The following is an 18,783-nucleotide window of genomic DNA, read 5'->3' as shown; positions in this document are numbered from 1 at the left end:
CATTATTAAATATCAAGGCTTACCGTGTACAACGGTAAGCCTTTTTTTATACCAGTAACTTATTGTTGATCGCATATTTAATCAACATAGCAGTATTCTTTACTTCCAGCTTTGCCAGTAGATTTTTCCGGTGACTGTTCACCGTATCTGCGCTGATAAACAATTGCTCCGCAATCTCAGGATTTGTATTCCCTTCTGCAATCAGGAACAGTACTTCTTTTTCTCTTCGGGTAAGGTGAGGGAAGTGATGACGGGCATTATTCCTTTCATCCTGTATAGCCAGTTTGGCTTCCTTAGAGAAATAGGTATCACCTTCATATACTACATGTATGGCGTATAACAGCTCTTCTCTCTCTACATTATTCAACACATATCCGCTGGCGCCGTTTTCTATCATTCCGGTTACACATTTCCCTTCAGTAAGGGAACTCAGTCCTATTATCATGATTTCCGGATACTCCATCCGGATAGTAGCGCAGAGGTCAACCCCATCCATATCAGGCAGGCTAACGTCCATCAAAATAAGATCAATAGTATTGTTTTGTAAAAAGGTCAGACAATCATTGCCATTGCGGGCGTGTCCGACTATTATTATATCTTTTTCAATACTTAACAGTGAATACAATCCTTCCAATATCAATGGATGATTATCTAAAATATACAGGCGGATCATGTCGTTTCCGGTTTAAAAAGATAATGGGTTACAGGTCTTGAGGATAATTGGCATTACTATATGTAATATAAGGAAAGTTTAGGAGACATCTCATGACAAAAGCAAACACCGGTCCCAGGCAGGGGGAGTAGCAGGATCCAGTGCAGCAATCAATGATAACCCAATTCCTGCAATGCCTTCCAGTACACCATAACTGTTTACATATTTCTCATCCGCATAAAATTTAAATCCTGCCAGGCCATCTTTCCATGTTTTCATTTGCAGTGTTTGTTGTAACCAGTGTTCTGCACCCAGTAATAAACGTGGGTCTTTTAAAGTTAAATAAGCCCGCCTGTAGATATGTGCGATACCTGCACTCCCATGACAAAGGCAGGCATCAAATATACTTCCGTTGTTATTATTTCGATGTTGTAACGTGTACGTGAAAATCTTATGAGCTTCTTCTTTGTACTGATCATTATCCAACCAGTTTCCTGTATTTAATAAAGTCATAGCGATACTCAGATCCCCATAACACCAGCCTAAACGGCTTTGTTTGCCTGTTATGGCCTCGTTTCTTGCATTTACCAATACGGGGTATAAAGATGTAATTCCTTCTTCTGGTTCATTCCTGGTTGATAACAACCAGTTTATACTTTCTTTTATCAGAGGGATCTTTATCCCTTTCTGCTGAATCATTCCTAAAACAGATATAATGGAAGGAGTACCATGTGCTAAACCAAGATTAAAGACAGGTTCATCCGTGCCTCCTATCCTTGTTCCGTAAATAAAATCCCGCCAGCGGATGCCTTTTTCATCCTGATATGCTATGGCTTCCAGTTGCTTTACTAACGTATTTAAATAAGGGGAGAGTTGTTCTTTTTCAAGGAAGTATAAAGCGATACCTAAGCCTTCATGCAGAAAATCATACCTGTCTTCTTTTATCTCCTGTTCCATGACCCTCCCTAACAGGGTATCCACTTCTCCGAATACATCTTCCATTCCATCAGCACTGGCAAATCCTTCATTGATAAGATGTTGTATACACCACACTATTCCCGAAATCCCATTACAATGCGAGGGGATCAGTTCCTCTTCGGATAGTGCCTGTATACTTTTTAATAATAAGGTATGCACCTTTTTAAGGTGCTTCTTTTTACCGGTGAGATTGTAATAATAGGCATAGAATAAAGCGCAACCAGTATAACCACCTAATAAGCCGGGCGGGTTTTCCTGTTCTGTATAATAATCAAGTGCAACACTGATCTCCTGTAAAACCTTTTTATAATCCATATCTGTGAAAAGCAATGGTGGAGCTGAATAAAGCTCCACCATTTGTTACTTAAAAACGGCAGGAATCAACGCTGCAGATAGGAGCGCCCTGACTAATATCATTGGTACAAACCTTAAATGATTCTGTATAGGCGTTCGCACCTCTGGGTTTTACCTGGCTCAAACTGGCAATTTTAATTTTACCGAGCTGTAATTTTTTCTCTGATGTCTTTTTCATAGCAAATTGATTTTTAGAAATTAATGCTGTTCTACCGGAGGGGGAGTACATTTTAAAAGACTACATCCTGTGTAAGTAGGAGCATTGGCAAGTTGCAACTGTGTAGTGTTCAGTTTTGCAATCTTGATTTTGCCAAGGCTGAGTTTTTTTACGGATTCTTTTTTCATGACTGTAGCATTATAGGTTAAAAATAAATGGGAAACCAGCTGTGCAGGCGGACACAGATGACCTCCCTTTTAAAGATAATTATAAACAGAGCTTGCCTTCATCACGGGAAAAGGGGATTTTTTATGCTTTTTGTCCAGTAGAGGAAATATCACCTTTTCAGGGGGGATCTGATATTGGTCAAATAAGTTAACTTATTAAGCATTTTACATGCTCCATTGACCATTTTTACATGCCTCTGCATTATTTATGATAGCCGTTAAAGATTTCTATTTACTCAGAACACCCTTGCTGCCGGTAAATTTCTTAGACCAGTTCACCAAAATTCCCTACAAAGATTTATCTGATAAGATAAAAGAGATTTTTCATGATCCTTATTTAATCGAAGCCATTTATATCGCTTCTCCCGAGTTATACCAGGAGTTAGTAAAATGGTTTTCCGTTGAGAAGGAAGAGCCTAAACTGGTCTTATCATTATTCAGATATCTGTTGCGTATGTGTACCCGCAGTACACCTTACGGACTGTTTGCCGGTAGCGCTACCGGGCAGTTCAGTGATCATACTCATATAGAAATCGCCCATCCTGATCTGCATAAGAAACGTTGCCGGCTGGATATGAACTATGTAGCTGAATTAGTATCCAATATCTCACAGATTCCTGAAATACAATCCCGCTTAATCTTCTATCCCAATAACTCTTTATACAAAATTGAAGATACATTCCGTTATGCGGCCTTCACTATTAAAAATAAATTCAGGCATTATACTTTAACGTCTGTCAATCATAGCAACTATTTACAACAGATACTTACAACAGCTGCTGATGGCGCCTCTATTCATACATTATCTTCCTGTATTGTCAGTGAGGATATTTCTTATGAAGAAGCAAATGAATTCGTTCATGAGTTAATAGACAGTCAGTTATTAATCAGTAACCTGGAACCCACTATCACCGGGGAAGAATTCTTTTCTATTCTGATTAAAAGATTGGGAGATGCTTTCCCTTATCTGCATAAAATTCAGGAGTTATTACAACAGCCAGGTAATGATATTGATAAATACCGGCAAACACATACGTTGGTAAAAAGCCTGTTACCGGATACCAATAGCAAAGATCTGGTGCAAACGGATTTGTTCCTCTCTACCGTTCACAATACTATCAGTAATACACTGATCAATGATATCCAACAGCAAATCATTCCTTTATGGAAGCTGTCAAGGCGCAATCATAATCCCGATCTGCAACAGTTTTGTCAGCATTTCCGCGACCGCTACGAAGAACAGGAAATACCGCTGGCTATTGCGCTGGATACAGAGGCTGGTATAGGATACACCGGGTATGCTGGTGATCATAATCCTTTAGTAGATAACATCTTTATAAAGAGTAAAGACGAAGCGAAAACCGTCACCTGGAATAAACTGCTGAAATTCCAGGCACAACGTTTACAGCATTGCTTACGTAATAATGAAACGGAAATAGTACTCACTGATGAGGATCTGGATGAGTTGAAAGAAACGGATACACCTTCCCTGCCGGATAGCCTGTACCTGATGGGCAGTATCCTTGGCAGCAGCACATCAGCTGTAGATGAAGGTAATTATCTCTTTGAATTCACCTCCTGTGGTGGGCCGTCTGCGGCTAATCTTTTGGGAAGGTTTTGTCATGGTGATGCGGTACTCAGCGAAAAGGTGCAAGCTTGCCTGCGTGAAGAAGAGCAGCAAAACCCTGATTGCATTTATGCAGAGATCATCCATTTACCGGAAGCCCGCACGGGCAATATTCTGGCACGTCCACAGCTACGGGACTATGAGATCGTCTATCTTGGCAATGGCAGTGTCCTGCCTGATCATCAAATCCCTATCACAGATCTGATGGTAAGCGTAAAAAACAACATCGTCATTCTCCGTTCTAAGAAGTTAAACAAACGCGTCATACCCAGATTAAGTACCGCACACAATTTCAGTGCAGGTAGCCTGATTGTATATAAGTTCCTTTGTGATTTGCAATTCCAGGAATTACATCATGCTACTGGCTGGCAATGGAGCCTGCCGGAAGAAGAACGTTTTTTACCTGCTGTACGATATAAAAAAATCATCCTCAGCAAGTCTACCTGGATTCTTTATAAAAAAGATTATCCCAGGTTAAAGGATATCAGCCATATTAAAGAGATCCATAAGCAGTTAAATCTTCCCCGTTATATTACAATTACGGAAGGAGATAACGAGTTGTTTATTGATATGGAAAGTGAACCTTGTCTGCAATTGCTTTTAAACACACTATTAAAGAAAGATCGTATTGTTATACAGGAGATGCTAAGCAGACCTGATAACTGTTGGATAACTGGCACCAATGGCCCCTTTACGCACGAGTTAATCATACCGTTTAAAAGTACTTCTTCTAAAAAAGAACTACTCCTCTCTCCTGTTAATGAAAACATACCAACCAGGAGTTTCATGACAGGCAGTGAATGGTTATATGTAAAGATTTATTGCGGCACCAGTACTGCAGAGAAGATATTGAAATCGATCATCAGGCCTCTGATCAATTCTCTTAAAGCAGAAGAAATCATAGACAAATGGTTTTTCATCCGTTATACAGATCCTGATCATCATATCAGGCTCCGTTTCCATCATTCATCCAATCCAACCTTCTGGATGCAGGTGCTGGAGAAACTATATGCATCCTTTAGCGATAGTGAATTAGTCTATAAAATCCAGACCGATACTTATGTAAGAGAACTTGAGCGTTATGGTTTCTCTACCATGGAACTCAGTGAATCTATCTTTTGTTTTGACAGTGAAGCTGTATTGGATTGTATTGATCTGCTGGAAGGAGAAGACGGCGAAAACTTTAGATGGTTATTGGCTGCCCGTGGTACGGATATGCTGTTGCAGGATTTCGGTTACACCTTAACACAAAAGTCTCTTTTGCTGAAGAAAATTCAAAAGCACTTCTTTGAAGAATTTGGCGGAGACCAGGCATTACAAACCCAGTTAAATGATCAATACAGGCAGCATATGCGGCAACTAAGCAGCTTCCTGGATGCGCAACAGGATGCAGCTAATGAGATTGAAGAAGCAACAGTATTATTCAACACCAGGTCTTTACGTATACGTAACCTTATTAAAGGACCTGTGGATGAATTAATCTCCAGTTATATTCATATGTTTCTGAACAGGATGTTACTCTCCAATCAGCGTAAACATGAACTAGTGATCTATCACTTTTTAAGCAAATACTATGATTCCCAGATAGCTATTTCAAAGAAGCAAAATGATCCCAGAAAACCTTCGTGATCTGTGCAATAACAGCGTCTCTTGTTTTTTCATCAGCAGTGGCATTACAAACAAAAACGACTATTGCGAAATGTTTCCCGTTGGGTAATGTAATAACTCCTGCATCATTGGTAGCGGAAGTAACTCCTTTATCGTTTGTACCGGAAGTACCTGTTTTATGTGCAACAACTGTATTTTCAGACAGTAGACCTCTTATCCTGCCAGGGCCTGTAGTGGTCTCCTGCATCATCTTTTTCAATACAGCAATACTTGATTTTGAGAGGTATTTCCCTTTATAGATACCATCCAGTAACTGTAATATCGCTCCTGGTGTAGACCAGTTGGTAAACTGTACACCCCATGCTCTGGCCATCTCTTCTTCCGTTGCCGCAATAGCAATACTATCTATCCCAATACGATGAACATACTTATTAATGTTCGCAGTTCCTCCCAGCAATCTGAATAATATATCACATCCGTTATTATCACTTTGAGATACCGTATATCCTAATATTTCCCTCAGCGGCAGATCAACATTTCCTTCCGGATACTTCGTCTTTATAGGACTCCATGTTGGCAATAGTTCTTCTTTACGAATATGAATCTTTTGATCTAATGACAACTTACCTTTGTCTACTTCGTGCAGTACTGCCATCGCCAAAGGCATCTTGTAAACACTTTGCATCGGGTAATGCAGGTTTCCATTCAGTGTAAATGTATCTCTGCTTTCCAGGTGTATCATCGCTACTCCCACAGTGCCTTTAGCGGTGTTAGCTATTTTGTCAATCTTAATTCTGAGACTATCTTTTTGTGCAAATACTTCGTTTGATAAAAAACAAACTACTAAGAAGAAGAATACTTTTGTCTTCATATAAATAATGGTTAACGTACTTTCTTCAAATATAAAGAAAAAGCCTGTCTAGCATTATATATACCCTGGCTACTTACCTATGCAAAATTTACTAAAAATAAAATCCAGCTGATCTTCATTCGTGATCTGACCGGTGATTTCGCCAAGGAAGTGCAGGCACCTGCGTATATCAAGAGATAAGAGATCACCGGGAAGCTGGTTGTCCAGTCCTTGTTGTACATCCAGTAATGAGCGCAATACTTCCTGCAGGGCAGCGTAATGTCGGGCATTGGTAACGATGGTATCTTCGGTGTTGATATCCCCACTCATTACTTTATGCACCAGTTTATCTTTCAGGTCCTGAATATGTTCATGCTGACGGGCGGAAATAAATAAGATGCCTGGTATGCTGCTGAATTTCTCCTGGGTAGCAGGTAAACCTGCTATATCTGATTTGTTACCAATTAAGAGGTAGTTGATATGCTCGCGTTCAAAGGTTTCTGTTTGCAGTTGCAAGTCCTGCACGGAAGTTTCATTCACGTCGAAGAGGTATAGCACTACCCCAGCCTCTTTGATCTTCTCCATTGTTTTCTGTACGCCAATACTTTCTATCGTATCTGTGCTTACACGGATACCTGCAGTATCGATGAGACGGAAGAGGATACCGTCTATGTTCAGCACTTCTTCAATAGTATCACGGGTGGTCCCTGCAATTTCACTCACAATAGCACGGTTCTCATTTAAGAGAGTATTCAACAGTGTGGATTTACCCGCGTTGGGTTTGCCCACAATAGCGGTGTTTACCCCGTTTTTGATCACGTTTCCCATACGGAAAGAATCTACCAGGTGCTGCACCATTTTCATCGCTTCACTGATAAGACGGTATAACTGTGTACGGTCTGCAAATTCCACATCTTCCTGACTGAAATCCAGTTCCAGTTCTATCAGGGCAGAGAAGCTGATGAGTTGTTCGCGGAGAACATGCAATTCTTTGGAGAAGCCGCCCCTCATCTGTTGCATGGCTGTCTGGTGACTGGCGGCAGAATTACTGGCTATCAGATCAGCTACAGACTCCGCCTGTGTGAGATCTAATTTACCATTAAGGAAAGCCCTCATGGTGAATTCACCGGGTTTTGCCATCCTGGCGCCTGACTGTATACAGGCGTCTATGATCTGCTGCTGGATGTATGGAGAACCGTGACAGGAGATTTCTATGATATGTTCACCGGTATAGGAACGGGGAGCTTTAAACAGGCTGATGATTACTTCGTCTATTGTTTTCCCTTTAAACACGATAGCCCCGAAGTGGAGGGTATATCCAGCCTGTTTGTTCAGGTCTTTGGAAGGGAAGATTGAGTTACAGATGTCAATCGCATTCTTGCCGCTTAAGCGTATTACTGCTATCGCTCCTATGCCCGGAGCGGTAGCCAGCGCCACTATTGTATCGTCGTATCCTGTAAGATTATTGCCTAACATGGGCGCAAAGATACCATAAATAAAAAATCCCTGTCCTGGCAAAGCCTGAACAGGGATTTTTTAACAAATATCGTATCTGCTACTCTTGCAAAGTAAAGCGGATAGGAAGGTTGAACTGTACGGATACCTGACGACCATTTTGTCTACCAGCTTTCCATTTAGGCATGATTTTCACCACGCGAACAGCTTCTTCTTCCAGGCCACCGCCTTTTGCAGCGCCAACAGTTTTTACATCTTTGATGTTACCTTCAGAGTCTACCACGAACTGTACGAACACGGTACCAGAGATAGCATTCTCCTGCGCAACGCGAGGGTAGTGAATGTTCTTGCTCAGGAACTTAGCCAGCGCTTCTTCTCCACCGGGGAAGGTAGGCGGCTGTTCTACGAATGTGAAGATCTCTTCTTTAGGAGGTGGCGGTGGTGCTTCTACCACACCGGTACCTTTACTGTCTTCCAGTAATCCCGGGTCAATACCGTTAGGATCACCTTCTACTGTTTTAGTACTCACCGCTTTATCCTTGATTTGCTCTATTTTCGGTGGTTCCTCGTCTGGTGGTACCTCGTTATCCTTTTTGATAACAGGAGGAGTGAACTGTACAGACGGTTTCACCGGTGGAGGTGGAGCTGGTGGCGGCGGAGGAGGAGGTGGAGTCTTCGGATCATCCGGGATCTTCACATCTTCCATCTTTATCTGCTCAATTACTGGCTTATTCGGGTTTTCTGCTTCAACCTTCATAATGTAGTAATTGATAGCATAACCTATGATGACAAGCAATATCAGGACGGTACTACCGATGATGGCATTACGCAGCCTTTTATCGTAATCTCTTCTCAGGTCGTAAGCCCCATACTCCTTATTCCTGTTTTCAAACAGGATATCCAGAAAATCGGACTTTGCGAGTTTAGCGGTATCCATTGTTTCAATTTTATAAGATGGATGCAAAAGTTAATTGTTCATTATTGGTTACCACCGCCGTTTGCTGCTTCAGTCTGCTGGATCCAGGTTTTATCCTGATCGCTGATATCAACTGTTGCATAACGTTGAATACGGTTAATAGCCATTTCGTCCAGGATGTCTACAAAGTCCTTATAAGTAGCGTCATTATCAGCTTTTATAATAACTACAACATCTTCTGGCTCACCTTTTGCATTTCTCAATTGAGCAACCGCATCGCGCTTCTTGATGATTACATCACGGATGCCATTAGCATTGGCAAAGGTGGTTGCTTTGAAAAAGTCCGGATTGGCGGATGCATTCGGGTCTTGCGCCAAACCTTCGTAATAATATACCCGATCCTTTTTTCCTAGCAGTATTGTGAGGGCAGTGCTTTCTTTTACTTTATTCTGCTCTTTCTCATCCTTTGTATCTTTCGGCATGATCAGGTCCATTGTTTTGGGCTTGCTCATGGTCGTAGTCAACATAAAGAAAGTGATTAGCAGAAAACCCAGATCCACCATCGGAGTCATGTCTACGCGTGTAGACTGCTTCTTTGATTTCGTACCCTGGTGTTTGCCTTTCCCGCCACTACTGCTGGTATCCATTTCTGCCATAGTAGCTCTTTTTTTAAGTTTTCAAAAGCAATTCTATACTTCCGTACAGCCTGCTGTTTACTAGTTTAGTGGTGTTCGTCACGGGCCAGAGCGGCTGCAGTGCCCGGAGGCGCTGTTTCGAGATTGGTCACCAGGTTCAGTTTCTGTATCTTTTTATCCTTAAAGGTGTCAAGGATTTCCTTGATCTTAGGATAAGGCGTACCGTTGTCCGCCTTGATGCAGTACTGTAACCTTTGATTTCCGCCCTGTGCATTTCTCGCATATTCAATCCAAACACCAACTTCGTTATTAGCTGAGTCTGAAGGTATACCGGTTTCCAGACCTGATTTCTTTCTTTCAGCAGGTTTAATTGCCAGGTAAGATTTCAGATTTTTGATTTCAGTACCTACACTCGCACCAATAGTAAAGCTGTTCATTTCAGCAGGAGTGAGACCCAGTTTGTACTGAGTATTCAGATCCTCGATGAGCTGCTGCCTTTTGGGCTGGCCGTCCATGCTGAAGAAAACTCTACCATCCTTGTCAACCGTCAGCATGATTACATCAGAATCAGGCAACAATTTGGTATTGATTGAAGACGGAGTAACCACAGTTACCGGTTCGTCCGGCTTGAATTTAGTTGCCAGCATGAAGAAAGTGAGCAGCAAGAAGGCCACATCACACATCGCTGTCATGTCGACAAGCGTGCTCTTCCTGGGCATTTTAACTTTAGGCATCTTTACTCCTTTTTTGGTTTACTTTATATAGATTCAAAACTGCTGATATTCCACACAAATAATCAGAAATTATTTGTGGTTAGCAGCGAAGCTCTGTGTTAAAGTAAATCCAGACTCATCGATAGCATAAGTGATGCTGTCAATGTTAGTTGTAAAGAAGTTATACATGATGATAGCTACTGCTGAAGTACCAATACCTAATGCGGTGTTGATCAAGGCTTCAGAGATACCCATCGCCAGTTTAGAAGAATCTGGTGCGCCAGAAGCAGACATCGCAGAGAATGATTTGATCATCCCTAATACCGTACCGAACAGACCTAACAGGGTTGCTACAGAAGCAATGGTAGATAAGAACACCAGGTTCTTTTCCATCATAGGCAGTTCAAGAGCAGTTGTTTCTTCGATTTCATTCTTGATACTCAGGATCTTCTGATCTGTGTCCAGCTCAGTGTTGGTGATCATTTCCTTGTACTTTTTCAGACCAGCTTTCAGTACGTTACCAACAGAACCTTGTTGTTTGTCGCACTCTGCCAGTGCTGCATCCACATTCTTGTTAGCCAGGTGATACTGTACTTTTCTTACCAGCTCAGCGCCGCTGAATTTACCTTTTGCTTTGCTGATGTAAAGGAAACGCTCAATTACCATCGTGATGCAAATCAATAATACAGAAATAAGGATCGGTACAATCACACCACCTTGATAAACAGTGGCAAACCAATGCCCAATACCATCTTCAACCGGATGTGCGTTTGGTCCCTTAATCCCGCCCTGGAAATTCGCAGGGTTTCCCAATACGAAAATATAAAAGAGCACACCTATTACGATACAAATAGGTACAGCCAACAATGCAAATAAGTTGGATGATTTCTTAGGTTGATGAGAAGTCGCTTTGGCAGAAGCTGGAGTCACAGTTGTTTTAGTCTCAGCCATGTTGATTGAATTTTAGTGTTAAAGATTAAACTATTGTTTTTTGTTATTTCTGCAATATAAATACGTGATTCGCAAAGATATACGGTTGATCCAAAAAAACAAGTGCAGCTCAAAAAATCTCACAAAATTTAACCTCCTCCTCAAAAGCCCGCCAGTAGCTGACTTTACCATTCCATTTTTTTATTGAGCGTACACTTACAATATTTAAATACAACTTATATCAATGATGGGTTACTACCCTTAATGATAACTGTCCTTAGAACCTGAAATTTATTGAATTTGTTCAAAGTTGGACGCACAATTTAAGAAATTTTTTAAATGTTCCAACAGAAATTTTATTATTGTAATTTCTTCTGTTTCCCGCCACCACACTCACTTTCCGTCCATTTACCCCCTTTTTATGACTATTTGATTTTAACGTTTTTAACGTTTATCATGCAATATTCATCCTATTCCCTCCTTCTGAAAATGCTTATGACACGGGCTTTACCGCTCCTCAAACGCATCGTAATATAAACATAAAAGATGCCATATCAACAAATTTATTCATAAAATATAACAGGTGCAGTTACAATTTCACATCACAAATAAGTAGTCCGAATTTCCATTCCTATAGCTTTTACAGCGTTTATGGATTTCCCTGATAAGTTACTGCTTAATATGTTTATTTGCAACTTACTTGGTGAAAAAACAACCTTGATCAAAATCAACCTTTAATAAGTATCAATGAATAAACATGTTATCCGAGCCTTTATTGCAATTGTAATTAGTACACTTATAACGGGAATAATCTTCCCCACCACTACACTGGCTCAAAAGAAAAACAGGAAAGAGTCCAATCCTGCGGCGGTGAAAGATTCTACAGTACGTCCTCCCATGCCTGCTAAAAGTGGTCCAAAAACAGATCCGAAGAAATTCGCAGATGTTATTAAAGCCGATGCCAAAGCAGATTCAGGCCTGTTCAATATTTACAAGCAAGAGGATAAAGTATTTTTCGAAATCCCCGATTCCCTGTTGGGGAGAGATATACTCATTGTGAACCGCATTTCGAAATCTGCTGCTGGTCTGCGTTCTATGATGCTGGGTTACAGTGGTGATGAGATAGGTGAGAATGTTATCCGCTTCGAAAAAGGACCTAATAATCGCATTTTCCTGAAGAACATTTCCTATTCTGAAATATCCAAAGACTCATCCCAGCCTATGTTTAACGCTGTGATGAACTCTAATATCCAACCTATTGCAGCTGCTTTTGATATAAAAGCATTCTCTGAAAAAGGTAATAGCAGTATAATAGAGATGACTGATTATATACAGGGAGATAACGAGATCTTCTTCTTTGATCAGCGGAGTAAAGCTAGTCTTAAACTGGGTTCTGTGCAGCAGGACAAGTCTTATATCGTTGATGTAAAATCATACCCTATTAATACTGAGATCAAAACAGTTAAAACATATTCAAGAAGTGGTGGCCCAGCTGGCCCGGGTATGCCTCCGGGTGCGGGTGGTAACGCTACTCTCGAACTCAATTCTTCCATGATATTGTTACCAGCAGTACCTATGGAATCCCGTTATTTTGATCCGCGTGTTGGGTATTTCACTACTTCTCTTACCGACTTTGATGCTGATCCTCAGGGTGTGAAAAGATTATCTATGGTAACACGCTGGCGTCTGGAACCTAAACCTGAAGATCTTGAAAAATATAAACGCGGGGAACTTGTAGAACCCGCGAAACCTATCATATTCTACATAGATCCTGCTACTCCAAAAAAATGGGTACCATTCCTTATTCAAGGTGTAAACGACTGGCAGAGCGCTTTTGAACAAGCTGGTTTCAAAAATGCCATCATTGCGAAAGTAGCGCCTACTCATGATCAGGATTCTACCTGGAGCCTCGAAGATGCGCGCTTTTCTGCTATTGTATACAAACCCTCTGATGTGCCAAATGCAAGTGGTCCGCATGTACACGATCCCCGTTCCGGTGAGATCCTGGAAAGCCATATCAACTGGTATCACAACGTAATGCACTTACTTCGTAACTGGTACTTTGTACAATGCGCACCTAATGATCCAAGGGCACGTAAAATGCAGTTTGATGATCAGCTGATGGGAGAACTGATTCGTTTTGTTTCTTCTCATGAAGTGGGACATACACTGGGGTTGCGTCACAACTTTGGTTCCAGCTCTGCTTATCCGGTAGAAAAACTGCGTGATAAAGAATGGGTTAAGCAGAATGGTCATGCTGCTTCTATCATGGATTATGCACGCTTTAACTATATCGCACAGCCTGAAGATGGCATCACCGGTGCTGATCTTTATCCCCGTATTAACTTCTATGATAAATGGGCGATTGAATGGGGCTACCGTATTATTCCCGGAGTAACTAATCCGGAAGCTGAAAAAGCAACACTGAATAAATGGGCCATCAATAAACTGAAAGAGAAGAAATACTGGTTTGGGACTGAATCTAATCCTGATGATCCAAGGTCTCAGAATGAAGATCTGGGCGATAATGCGATGAAAGCAAGTGCATACGGTATTAAGAATTTACAGCGTATCATTACTAACCTCATATCATGGACCAGCGAAGCAAATGAGGACTATACCAATCTGACAGAGCTGTATCGGGAAATAAACACCCAATTCGGCCGTTATATCGGTCACGTGACCAAAAACATTGGCGGTATCTATGAAACGCCAAAAACGGTTGAACAAGAGGGCGGAATTTATGAGAATGTTCCTAAGGCTATACAACAGGAAGCCGTTCAATTCCTTAACAAGCAGTTGTTCACTACGCCTAAATGGTTACTTGATAAAGATATCCTGAGCCGTACGGGTAATAATCCTATTACGGTGATTAGTACGCGTCAGAATGCCGTGTTAGACAGGGTTATGAGTGCTACTACTCTTAATAAACTGATCAGTGCTGAAGCTACAGATGATAATGCTTATCAGGCAACTGCGCTGCTGAACGATTTCAAGAAGGGTATCTTCAGTGAACTGGCTCTTCATCAGCCCATTGATGTGTATCGCAGGAATCTTCAGAAATCTTATGTACAACATTTGGCGGATCTGATGTCGGCTCCTGACCAGGGTAATAATTCTATCATGCTGATTATGACTGGACAGCAACCTGCAGACGCAACTAAAACCGATGTTAGCAGTATCGCCCGTGCGCAACTGGTAGCATTACGTACTGAGATTCGTGCTGCTACAGCCGGTATGACGGACAATATGAGCCGCTATCACCTGAGTGATTTAACGGAAAGAATCAATCATACACTCGATCCCAAATAATAACAGTTTATAATTTTTATTTAAATGCAGTCCGGATATCCGGGACTGCATTTTTTTATACCATATCCATTGCCTGTGGTTGCTTAATATATTGCTATATTTATACACTGAACCTCAAGAATGTGAAAGAACGCACTTCAAAGATTACCATCTACGACATTGCCAGGTCACTTGACCTGTCTGCATCAACGGTTTCCAGGGCATTACAGAATAATCCACTGATCAACCAGGAGACAAGAGAAAAAGTGAAGGAGGCTGCTCTGGAAATGGGATATGTTCCCAACTGGATAGCGTCAAGTTTACGGAAGAAGAAATCCAATATTCTTGGGTTGATTGTTCCCCGCACTTCTATGTACTTTCAGAGTACTGCTATCAGTGGTATTCAGCATGATGCACATAAGTATGGTTTTAGTATTGTGATCGGGCAGTCTGATGATACAGTAGAGATGGAGAAAGAGCTGGTCAATACCTTCTTTTCTTTGCGGGTAGATGGGCTGTTGGCTGTGTCTTCTATGTATACAACTACTTACGAACATTTCAGTCCTTTTATCAGGAACAATATTCCTTTAGTGTTTTATGACCGTGTACCTACTGACTTTGTCGGTTATACTATTACAGGGGATGATTTTAAGGGAGGGTATTTAGCTACTATGCATCTTATCAGTCAGGGCTGCAGACGTATTGCGATCTTCTCTGGTATGCTGACGTGCAATCTTTACCAGGAACGTTTATCAGGTTATAAGGCTGCGTTGGCAGAACATAATATTCCTTTTGATGAGGAGTTGTTATACGTGCATAATCTAACATCGGAAGCGGCAACTATAGCAGCACAGGAGTTACTTTCTTTACCGGTGCTTCCAGACGGACTTTTTGCGGCTAATGACACTTCTGCTGTTGCATTTATACAGGAAGCCAGGTTGCATGCTATTAAGATACCTGAGCAGATAAAAGTGGTGGGCTATTCGAATGATCAGTCTTCGCGCATTATTACGCCTAGTTTAACTACGATTGAGCAGTCGGGTTATAAGATGGGGCAGAAAGCAGTAGAAACGATTGTACAGTTGATCAGTTCTAAAGAGACGAAGGAAGTGACGAAGAATTTTGTGTTTCCGGTTGAGTTGATACCCAGGGAATCTACGAGTAAGTATTAAAGGTTTTGGTACTTAGTATAATAAAAAAAGCCCCGACTGTTGTCGAGGCTTTTTCAATAAATATGGCAGCTACCTACTCTCCCGCATGATTGTGCAGTACCATCGGCCATGAGGGGCTTAACTTCTCTGTTCGGAATGGGAAGAGGTGAACACCCTCGGCAAAACCACCATAAGATCTTGAAGGATCTTTTGTTACTATCAGCCTGTCGTTTCTCTGTATCAGTTTCTTATCTTTTCTTAATTAGATAAGATCCTCTCCAGATCACTCCACGCTCTCGCAACGCAATAATTTACATATTGGGAAGTTGATAATACATTTACAAAATAAAATTAAAGCTTACGGGCAATTAGTACTACTCGGCTTCGATGTTACCACCCTTACACCTGTAGCCTATCAACGTCGTAGTCTCCGACGGCCCTTAAAAGTAAACTCATCTTGAGGTTGGTTTCACGCTTAGATGCTTTCAGCGTTTATCCTGTCCGTACATAGCTACTCTGCATTGCACCTGGCGGCACAACAGATACACCAGCGGTACGTACGACCCGGTCCTCTCGTACTAAGGTCATGTCCTCGCAATTTACTAACGATCACAACAGATAGGGACCGAACTGTCTTGCGACGTTCTGAACCCAGTTCACGTGCCACTTTAATCGGCGAACAGCCGAACCCTTGGGACCTTCTCCAGCCCCAGGATGTGACGAACCGACATCGAGGTGCCAAACCTCCCCGTCGATATGAGCTCTTGGGGGAGATCAGCCTGTTATCCCCGGAGTACCTTTTATCCTTTGAGCGATGGCCCTTCCATACAGAACCACCGGATCACTTTAGCCAGCTTTCGCTCCTGCTCGGCTTGTTTGCCTCACAGTCAAGCACCCTTTTACTAATGCGCTCTGCGTACGATTACCAACCGTACTGAGGGTACCTTTGCGAGCCTCCGTTACTTTTTAGGAGGCGACCACCCCAGTCAAACTACCCACCAAACAATGTCCACCTTGCGGTGTTAGACTCTAAACAACAGAAGGTTGGTATTTCAACGTTGACTCCACAACTCCTGGCGAAGCTGCTTCATAGTCTCCCAACTATCCTACACATCTGTGGTTCAAAATCAATGTTAAGTTGTAGTGAAGGTTCACGGGGTCTTTCCGTCCCGTTGCGATTAACCGGCATCTTCACCGATACTACAATTTCACCGAGCTCGTGGTAGAGACAGTGTCCAACTCATTAGACCATTCGTGCAGGTCGGAACTTACCCGACAAGGAATTTCGCTACCTTAGGACCGTTATAGTTACGGCCGCCGTTTACTGGGGCTTCAGTCAGAAGCTTTGGATTGCTCCGAACATCCTTCCTTAACCTTCCAGCACCGGGCAGGTATCAGGCTCTATACGTCATCTTTCGATTTTGCAGGGCCCTGTGTTTTTGTTAAACAGTTGGTTGGACCATTTTACTGAGACTGCATTACTGCAGTACGCCTTATCCCGAAGTTACAGCGTCAATTTGCCTAGTTCCTTTACCACGGATCACTCGAGCGCCTGAGGATACTCTCCTCGACTACCTGTGTCGGTTTACGGTACGGGCTGCTATAACCGAACCTTAGAAGTTTTTCTTGGAAGTCTGATTAGGGACATTATCAACGCGGCCGAAGCTTTGTTGTACTATCGGGTTCATCATCTCATGCGGATTTGCCTACACAAGATATAACTACACCCTTTAACGCACTATTCCGTAAGTGCGCAGTCCTTTCACTACTCCGTTACTCCATCGAAGTTATAGCAGGTAATGGAATATTCACCATTTTGCCATCAGCTACGCCTTTCGGCTTTGCCTAAGGACCCGACTAACCCTGATCCGATTAGCGTTGATCAGGAACCCTTAGTCTTACGGCGTCTGGGTTTTTCACCCAAATTATCGTTACTTATGCCTACATTTTCTTTTCTAAACGCTCCAGCATTACTCACGTAACACCTTCAATGCAGTTTAGAATGCTCCCCTACCGATATACTGACATCGCCAGCAATCTTAAAGCTTCGGTTGTACGTTTGATGCCCGATTATTTTCCGTGCCCAAACCCTCGACCAGTGAGCTGTTACGCACTCTTTAAATGAATGGCTGCTTCCAAGCCAACATCCTGGCTGTTATAGGATTTGAACTTCGTTTGTTCAACTTAACGTACTATTAGGGACCTTAGCTGTTAATCTGGGTTATTTCCCTCTCGGCCATGGACCTTAGCGCCCACAGCCTCACTCCCGCAGATATATCATAGCATTCGGAGTTTATTAGGGTTTGGTAGGCGGTGAAGCCCCCTAGCCCAATTAGTAGCTCTACCTCTATGATAACTCTATGTACGAGGCTGTTCCTAAAAACATTTCGGGGAGAACGAGCTATCTCTCAGTTTGATTGGCCTTTCACCCCTATCCACAGGTCATCCCATAGCTTTTCAACGCTAATGGGTTCGGTCCTCCAGTTTGTGTTACCAAACCTTCAACCTGCCCATGGATAGATCACAAAGTTTCGCGTCTACCCCTACTGACTAAGCGCTCTGTTAGAACTCGCTTTCGCTACGGCTCCGCAACTTAAGTGCTTAACCTTGCCAGTAAGGAGTAACTCGTAGGCTCATTATGCAAAAGGCACGCCGTCACATATTACTATGCTCCGACCGCTTGTAGGCGCACGGTTTCAGGAACTATTTCACTCTCCTGTTCGGAGTACTTTTCACCTTTCCCTTACGGTACTGGTTCACTATCGGTCTCTAGGGAGTATTTAGCCTTATCAGATGGTGCTGACAGATTCACACAGGATTTCTCCGGTCCCGCGCTACTCAGGATACTACGCGTCCATCAGAATTTCTGCCTACAGGACTATCACCTGCTATGGTTCATCTTTCCAGATGATTCAACTTGATCTGACTTTCTAAATGTAGTCCTACAACCCCCGGACAGCACGCCATCCAGGTTTGGGCTCTTCCCCGTTCGCTCGCCACTACTTAGGGAATCATTATTTATTTTCTTTTCCTGCAGGTACTTAGATGTTTCAGTTCCCTGCGTTGGCCCCCTTGCGGGTAATACACCTTCAGTGTATTGGGTTGTCCCATTCGGAAATCTACGGATGTAACGATCGTTTGCATCTCCCCGTAGCTTATCGCAGCTTACCACGTCCTTCTTCGCCTCCTAGAGCCTAGGCATCCACCATGCGCCCTTATTCGCTTTAAAAATCTTTGTT

The 18,783-nt window shown here is 42.3% G+C and carries 13 protein-coding genes and 2 rRNA genes; 3 read left to right on the top strand and 12 right to left on the bottom strand.

Annotated features, from left to right (window positions below; genetic code table 11):
- Positions 1 to 46 precede the first annotated feature (46 nt).
- From BMW86_RS13840 to BMW86_RS32815, 4 genes are all read right to left on the bottom strand, one after another.
- Positions 47 to 673, bottom strand: a complete 627-nt coding sequence (locus BMW86_RS13840; RefSeq protein ID WP_089782332.1) for a response regulator — start codon at positions 671 to 673, stop codon at positions 47 to 49.
- Positions 674 to 763: 90 nt separating this feature from the next.
- Positions 764 to 1,987 (bottom strand): lanthionine synthetase C family protein, encoded by a 1,224-nt coding sequence (locus BMW86_RS13835; protein ID WP_089782331.1) that lies wholly within the window; start codon positions 1,985 to 1,987, stop codon positions 764 to 766.
- Positions 1,988 to 1,994: 7 nt separating this feature from the next.
- A complete protein-coding gene (locus BMW86_RS32820; protein WP_177189263.1) occupies positions 1,995 to 2,162 on the bottom strand; it encodes a hypothetical protein in 168 nt (55 codons plus the stop codon).
- A 20-nt stretch (positions 2,163 to 2,182) separates the two neighbouring features.
- Positions 2,183 to 2,329: a class I lanthipeptide gene (locus tag BMW86_RS32815; protein WP_177189262.1), complete on the bottom strand. Its 147-nt coding sequence runs from the start codon at positions 2,327 to 2,329 to the stop codon at positions 2,183 to 2,185.
- 247 nt (positions 2,330 to 2,576) lie between these two features.
- On the opposite strand from BMW86_RS32815, the gene BMW86_RS13830 reads away from it, so the two are divergent.
- The gene (locus BMW86_RS13830; RefSeq protein ID WP_089782330.1) at positions 2,577 to 5,624 is read left to right on the top strand and encodes a lantibiotic dehydratase; all 3,048 of its coding nucleotides are present in this window, start codon (positions 2,577 to 2,579) and stop codon (positions 5,622 to 5,624) included.
- Here BMW86_RS13830 and bla read toward each other — a convergent pair.
- The 6 genes from bla to BMW86_RS13800 all read right to left on the bottom strand — a co-directional run bounded on the left by bla (position 5,584) and on the right by BMW86_RS13800 (position 11,123).
- Positions 5,584 to 6,474, bottom strand: a complete 891-nt coding sequence (bla, locus tag BMW86_RS13825; RefSeq protein WP_089782329.1) for a class A beta-lactamase, subclass A2 — start codon at positions 6,472 to 6,474, stop codon at positions 5,584 to 5,586. The two genes, BMW86_RS13830 and bla, sit on opposite strands and share 41 nt — an antisense overlap.
- A gap of 69 nt (positions 6,475 to 6,543) precedes the next feature.
- Positions 6,544 to 7,929: a tRNA uridine-5-carboxymethylaminomethyl(34) synthesis GTPase MnmE gene (gene mnmE / locus BMW86_RS13820; protein WP_089783678.1), complete on the bottom strand. Its 1,386-nt coding sequence runs from the start codon at positions 7,927 to 7,929 to the stop codon at positions 6,544 to 6,546.
- 79 nt (positions 7,930 to 8,008) lie between these two features.
- Positions 8,009 to 8,845: an energy transducer TonB gene (locus BMW86_RS13815; protein ID WP_089782328.1), complete on the bottom strand. Its 837-nt coding sequence runs from the start codon at positions 8,843 to 8,845 to the stop codon at positions 8,009 to 8,011.
- A 41-nt stretch (positions 8,846 to 8,886) separates the two neighbouring features.
- Positions 8,887 to 9,480, bottom strand: coding sequence for an ExbD/TolR family protein (locus BMW86_RS13810; protein WP_089782327.1), 594 nt, complete (start codon positions 9,478 to 9,480; stop codon positions 8,887 to 8,889).
- 65 nt (positions 9,481 to 9,545) lie between these two features.
- Positions 9,546 to 10,193 (bottom strand): ExbD/TolR family protein, encoded by a 648-nt coding sequence (locus BMW86_RS13805; RefSeq protein WP_089782326.1) that lies wholly within the window; start codon positions 10,191 to 10,193, stop codon positions 9,546 to 9,548.
- A gap of 69 nt (positions 10,194 to 10,262) precedes the next feature.
- On the bottom strand, positions 10,263 to 11,123 hold the full coding sequence (locus BMW86_RS13800) for a MotA/TolQ/ExbB proton channel family protein (RefSeq protein WP_089782325.1): 861 nt from the start codon (positions 11,121 to 11,123) through the stop codon (positions 10,263 to 10,265).
- 726 nt (positions 11,124 to 11,849) lie between these two features.
- On the opposite strand from BMW86_RS13800, the gene BMW86_RS13795 reads away from it, so the two are divergent.
- Positions 11,850 to 14,414, top strand: a complete 2,565-nt coding sequence (locus BMW86_RS13795) for a zinc-dependent metalloprotease (RefSeq protein ID WP_089782324.1) — start codon at positions 11,850 to 11,852, stop codon at positions 14,412 to 14,414.
- A gap of 122 nt (positions 14,415 to 14,536) precedes the next feature.
- Positions 14,537 to 15,565 carry a LacI family DNA-binding transcriptional regulator gene (locus BMW86_RS13790; RefSeq protein ID WP_089782323.1) on the top strand — a complete coding sequence of 343 codons (1,029 nt, stop codon included), beginning with the start codon at positions 14,537 to 14,539 and terminating at the stop codon, positions 15,563 to 15,565.
- A 60-nt stretch (positions 15,566 to 15,625) separates the two neighbouring features.
- Here the strand turns inward: BMW86_RS13790 and rrf are convergent.
- Positions 15,626 to 15,737 (bottom strand): 5S ribosomal RNA (rrf, locus tag BMW86_RS13785).
- A gap of 155 nt (positions 15,738 to 15,892) precedes the next feature.
- A 23S ribosomal RNA gene (locus BMW86_RS13780) occupies positions 15,893 to 18,773 on the bottom strand.
- Positions 18,774 to 18,783: the final 10 nt, after the last annotated feature.

The sequence above is a fragment of the Chitinophaga sp. YR573 genome, from assembly GCF_900110995.1.
GTDB lineage: Bacteria > Bacteroidota > Bacteroidia > Chitinophagales > Chitinophagaceae > Chitinophaga.
Note: the sequence above shows the minus strand (reverse complement) of the source record. Positions and strands in the feature narration are given on the sequence as shown.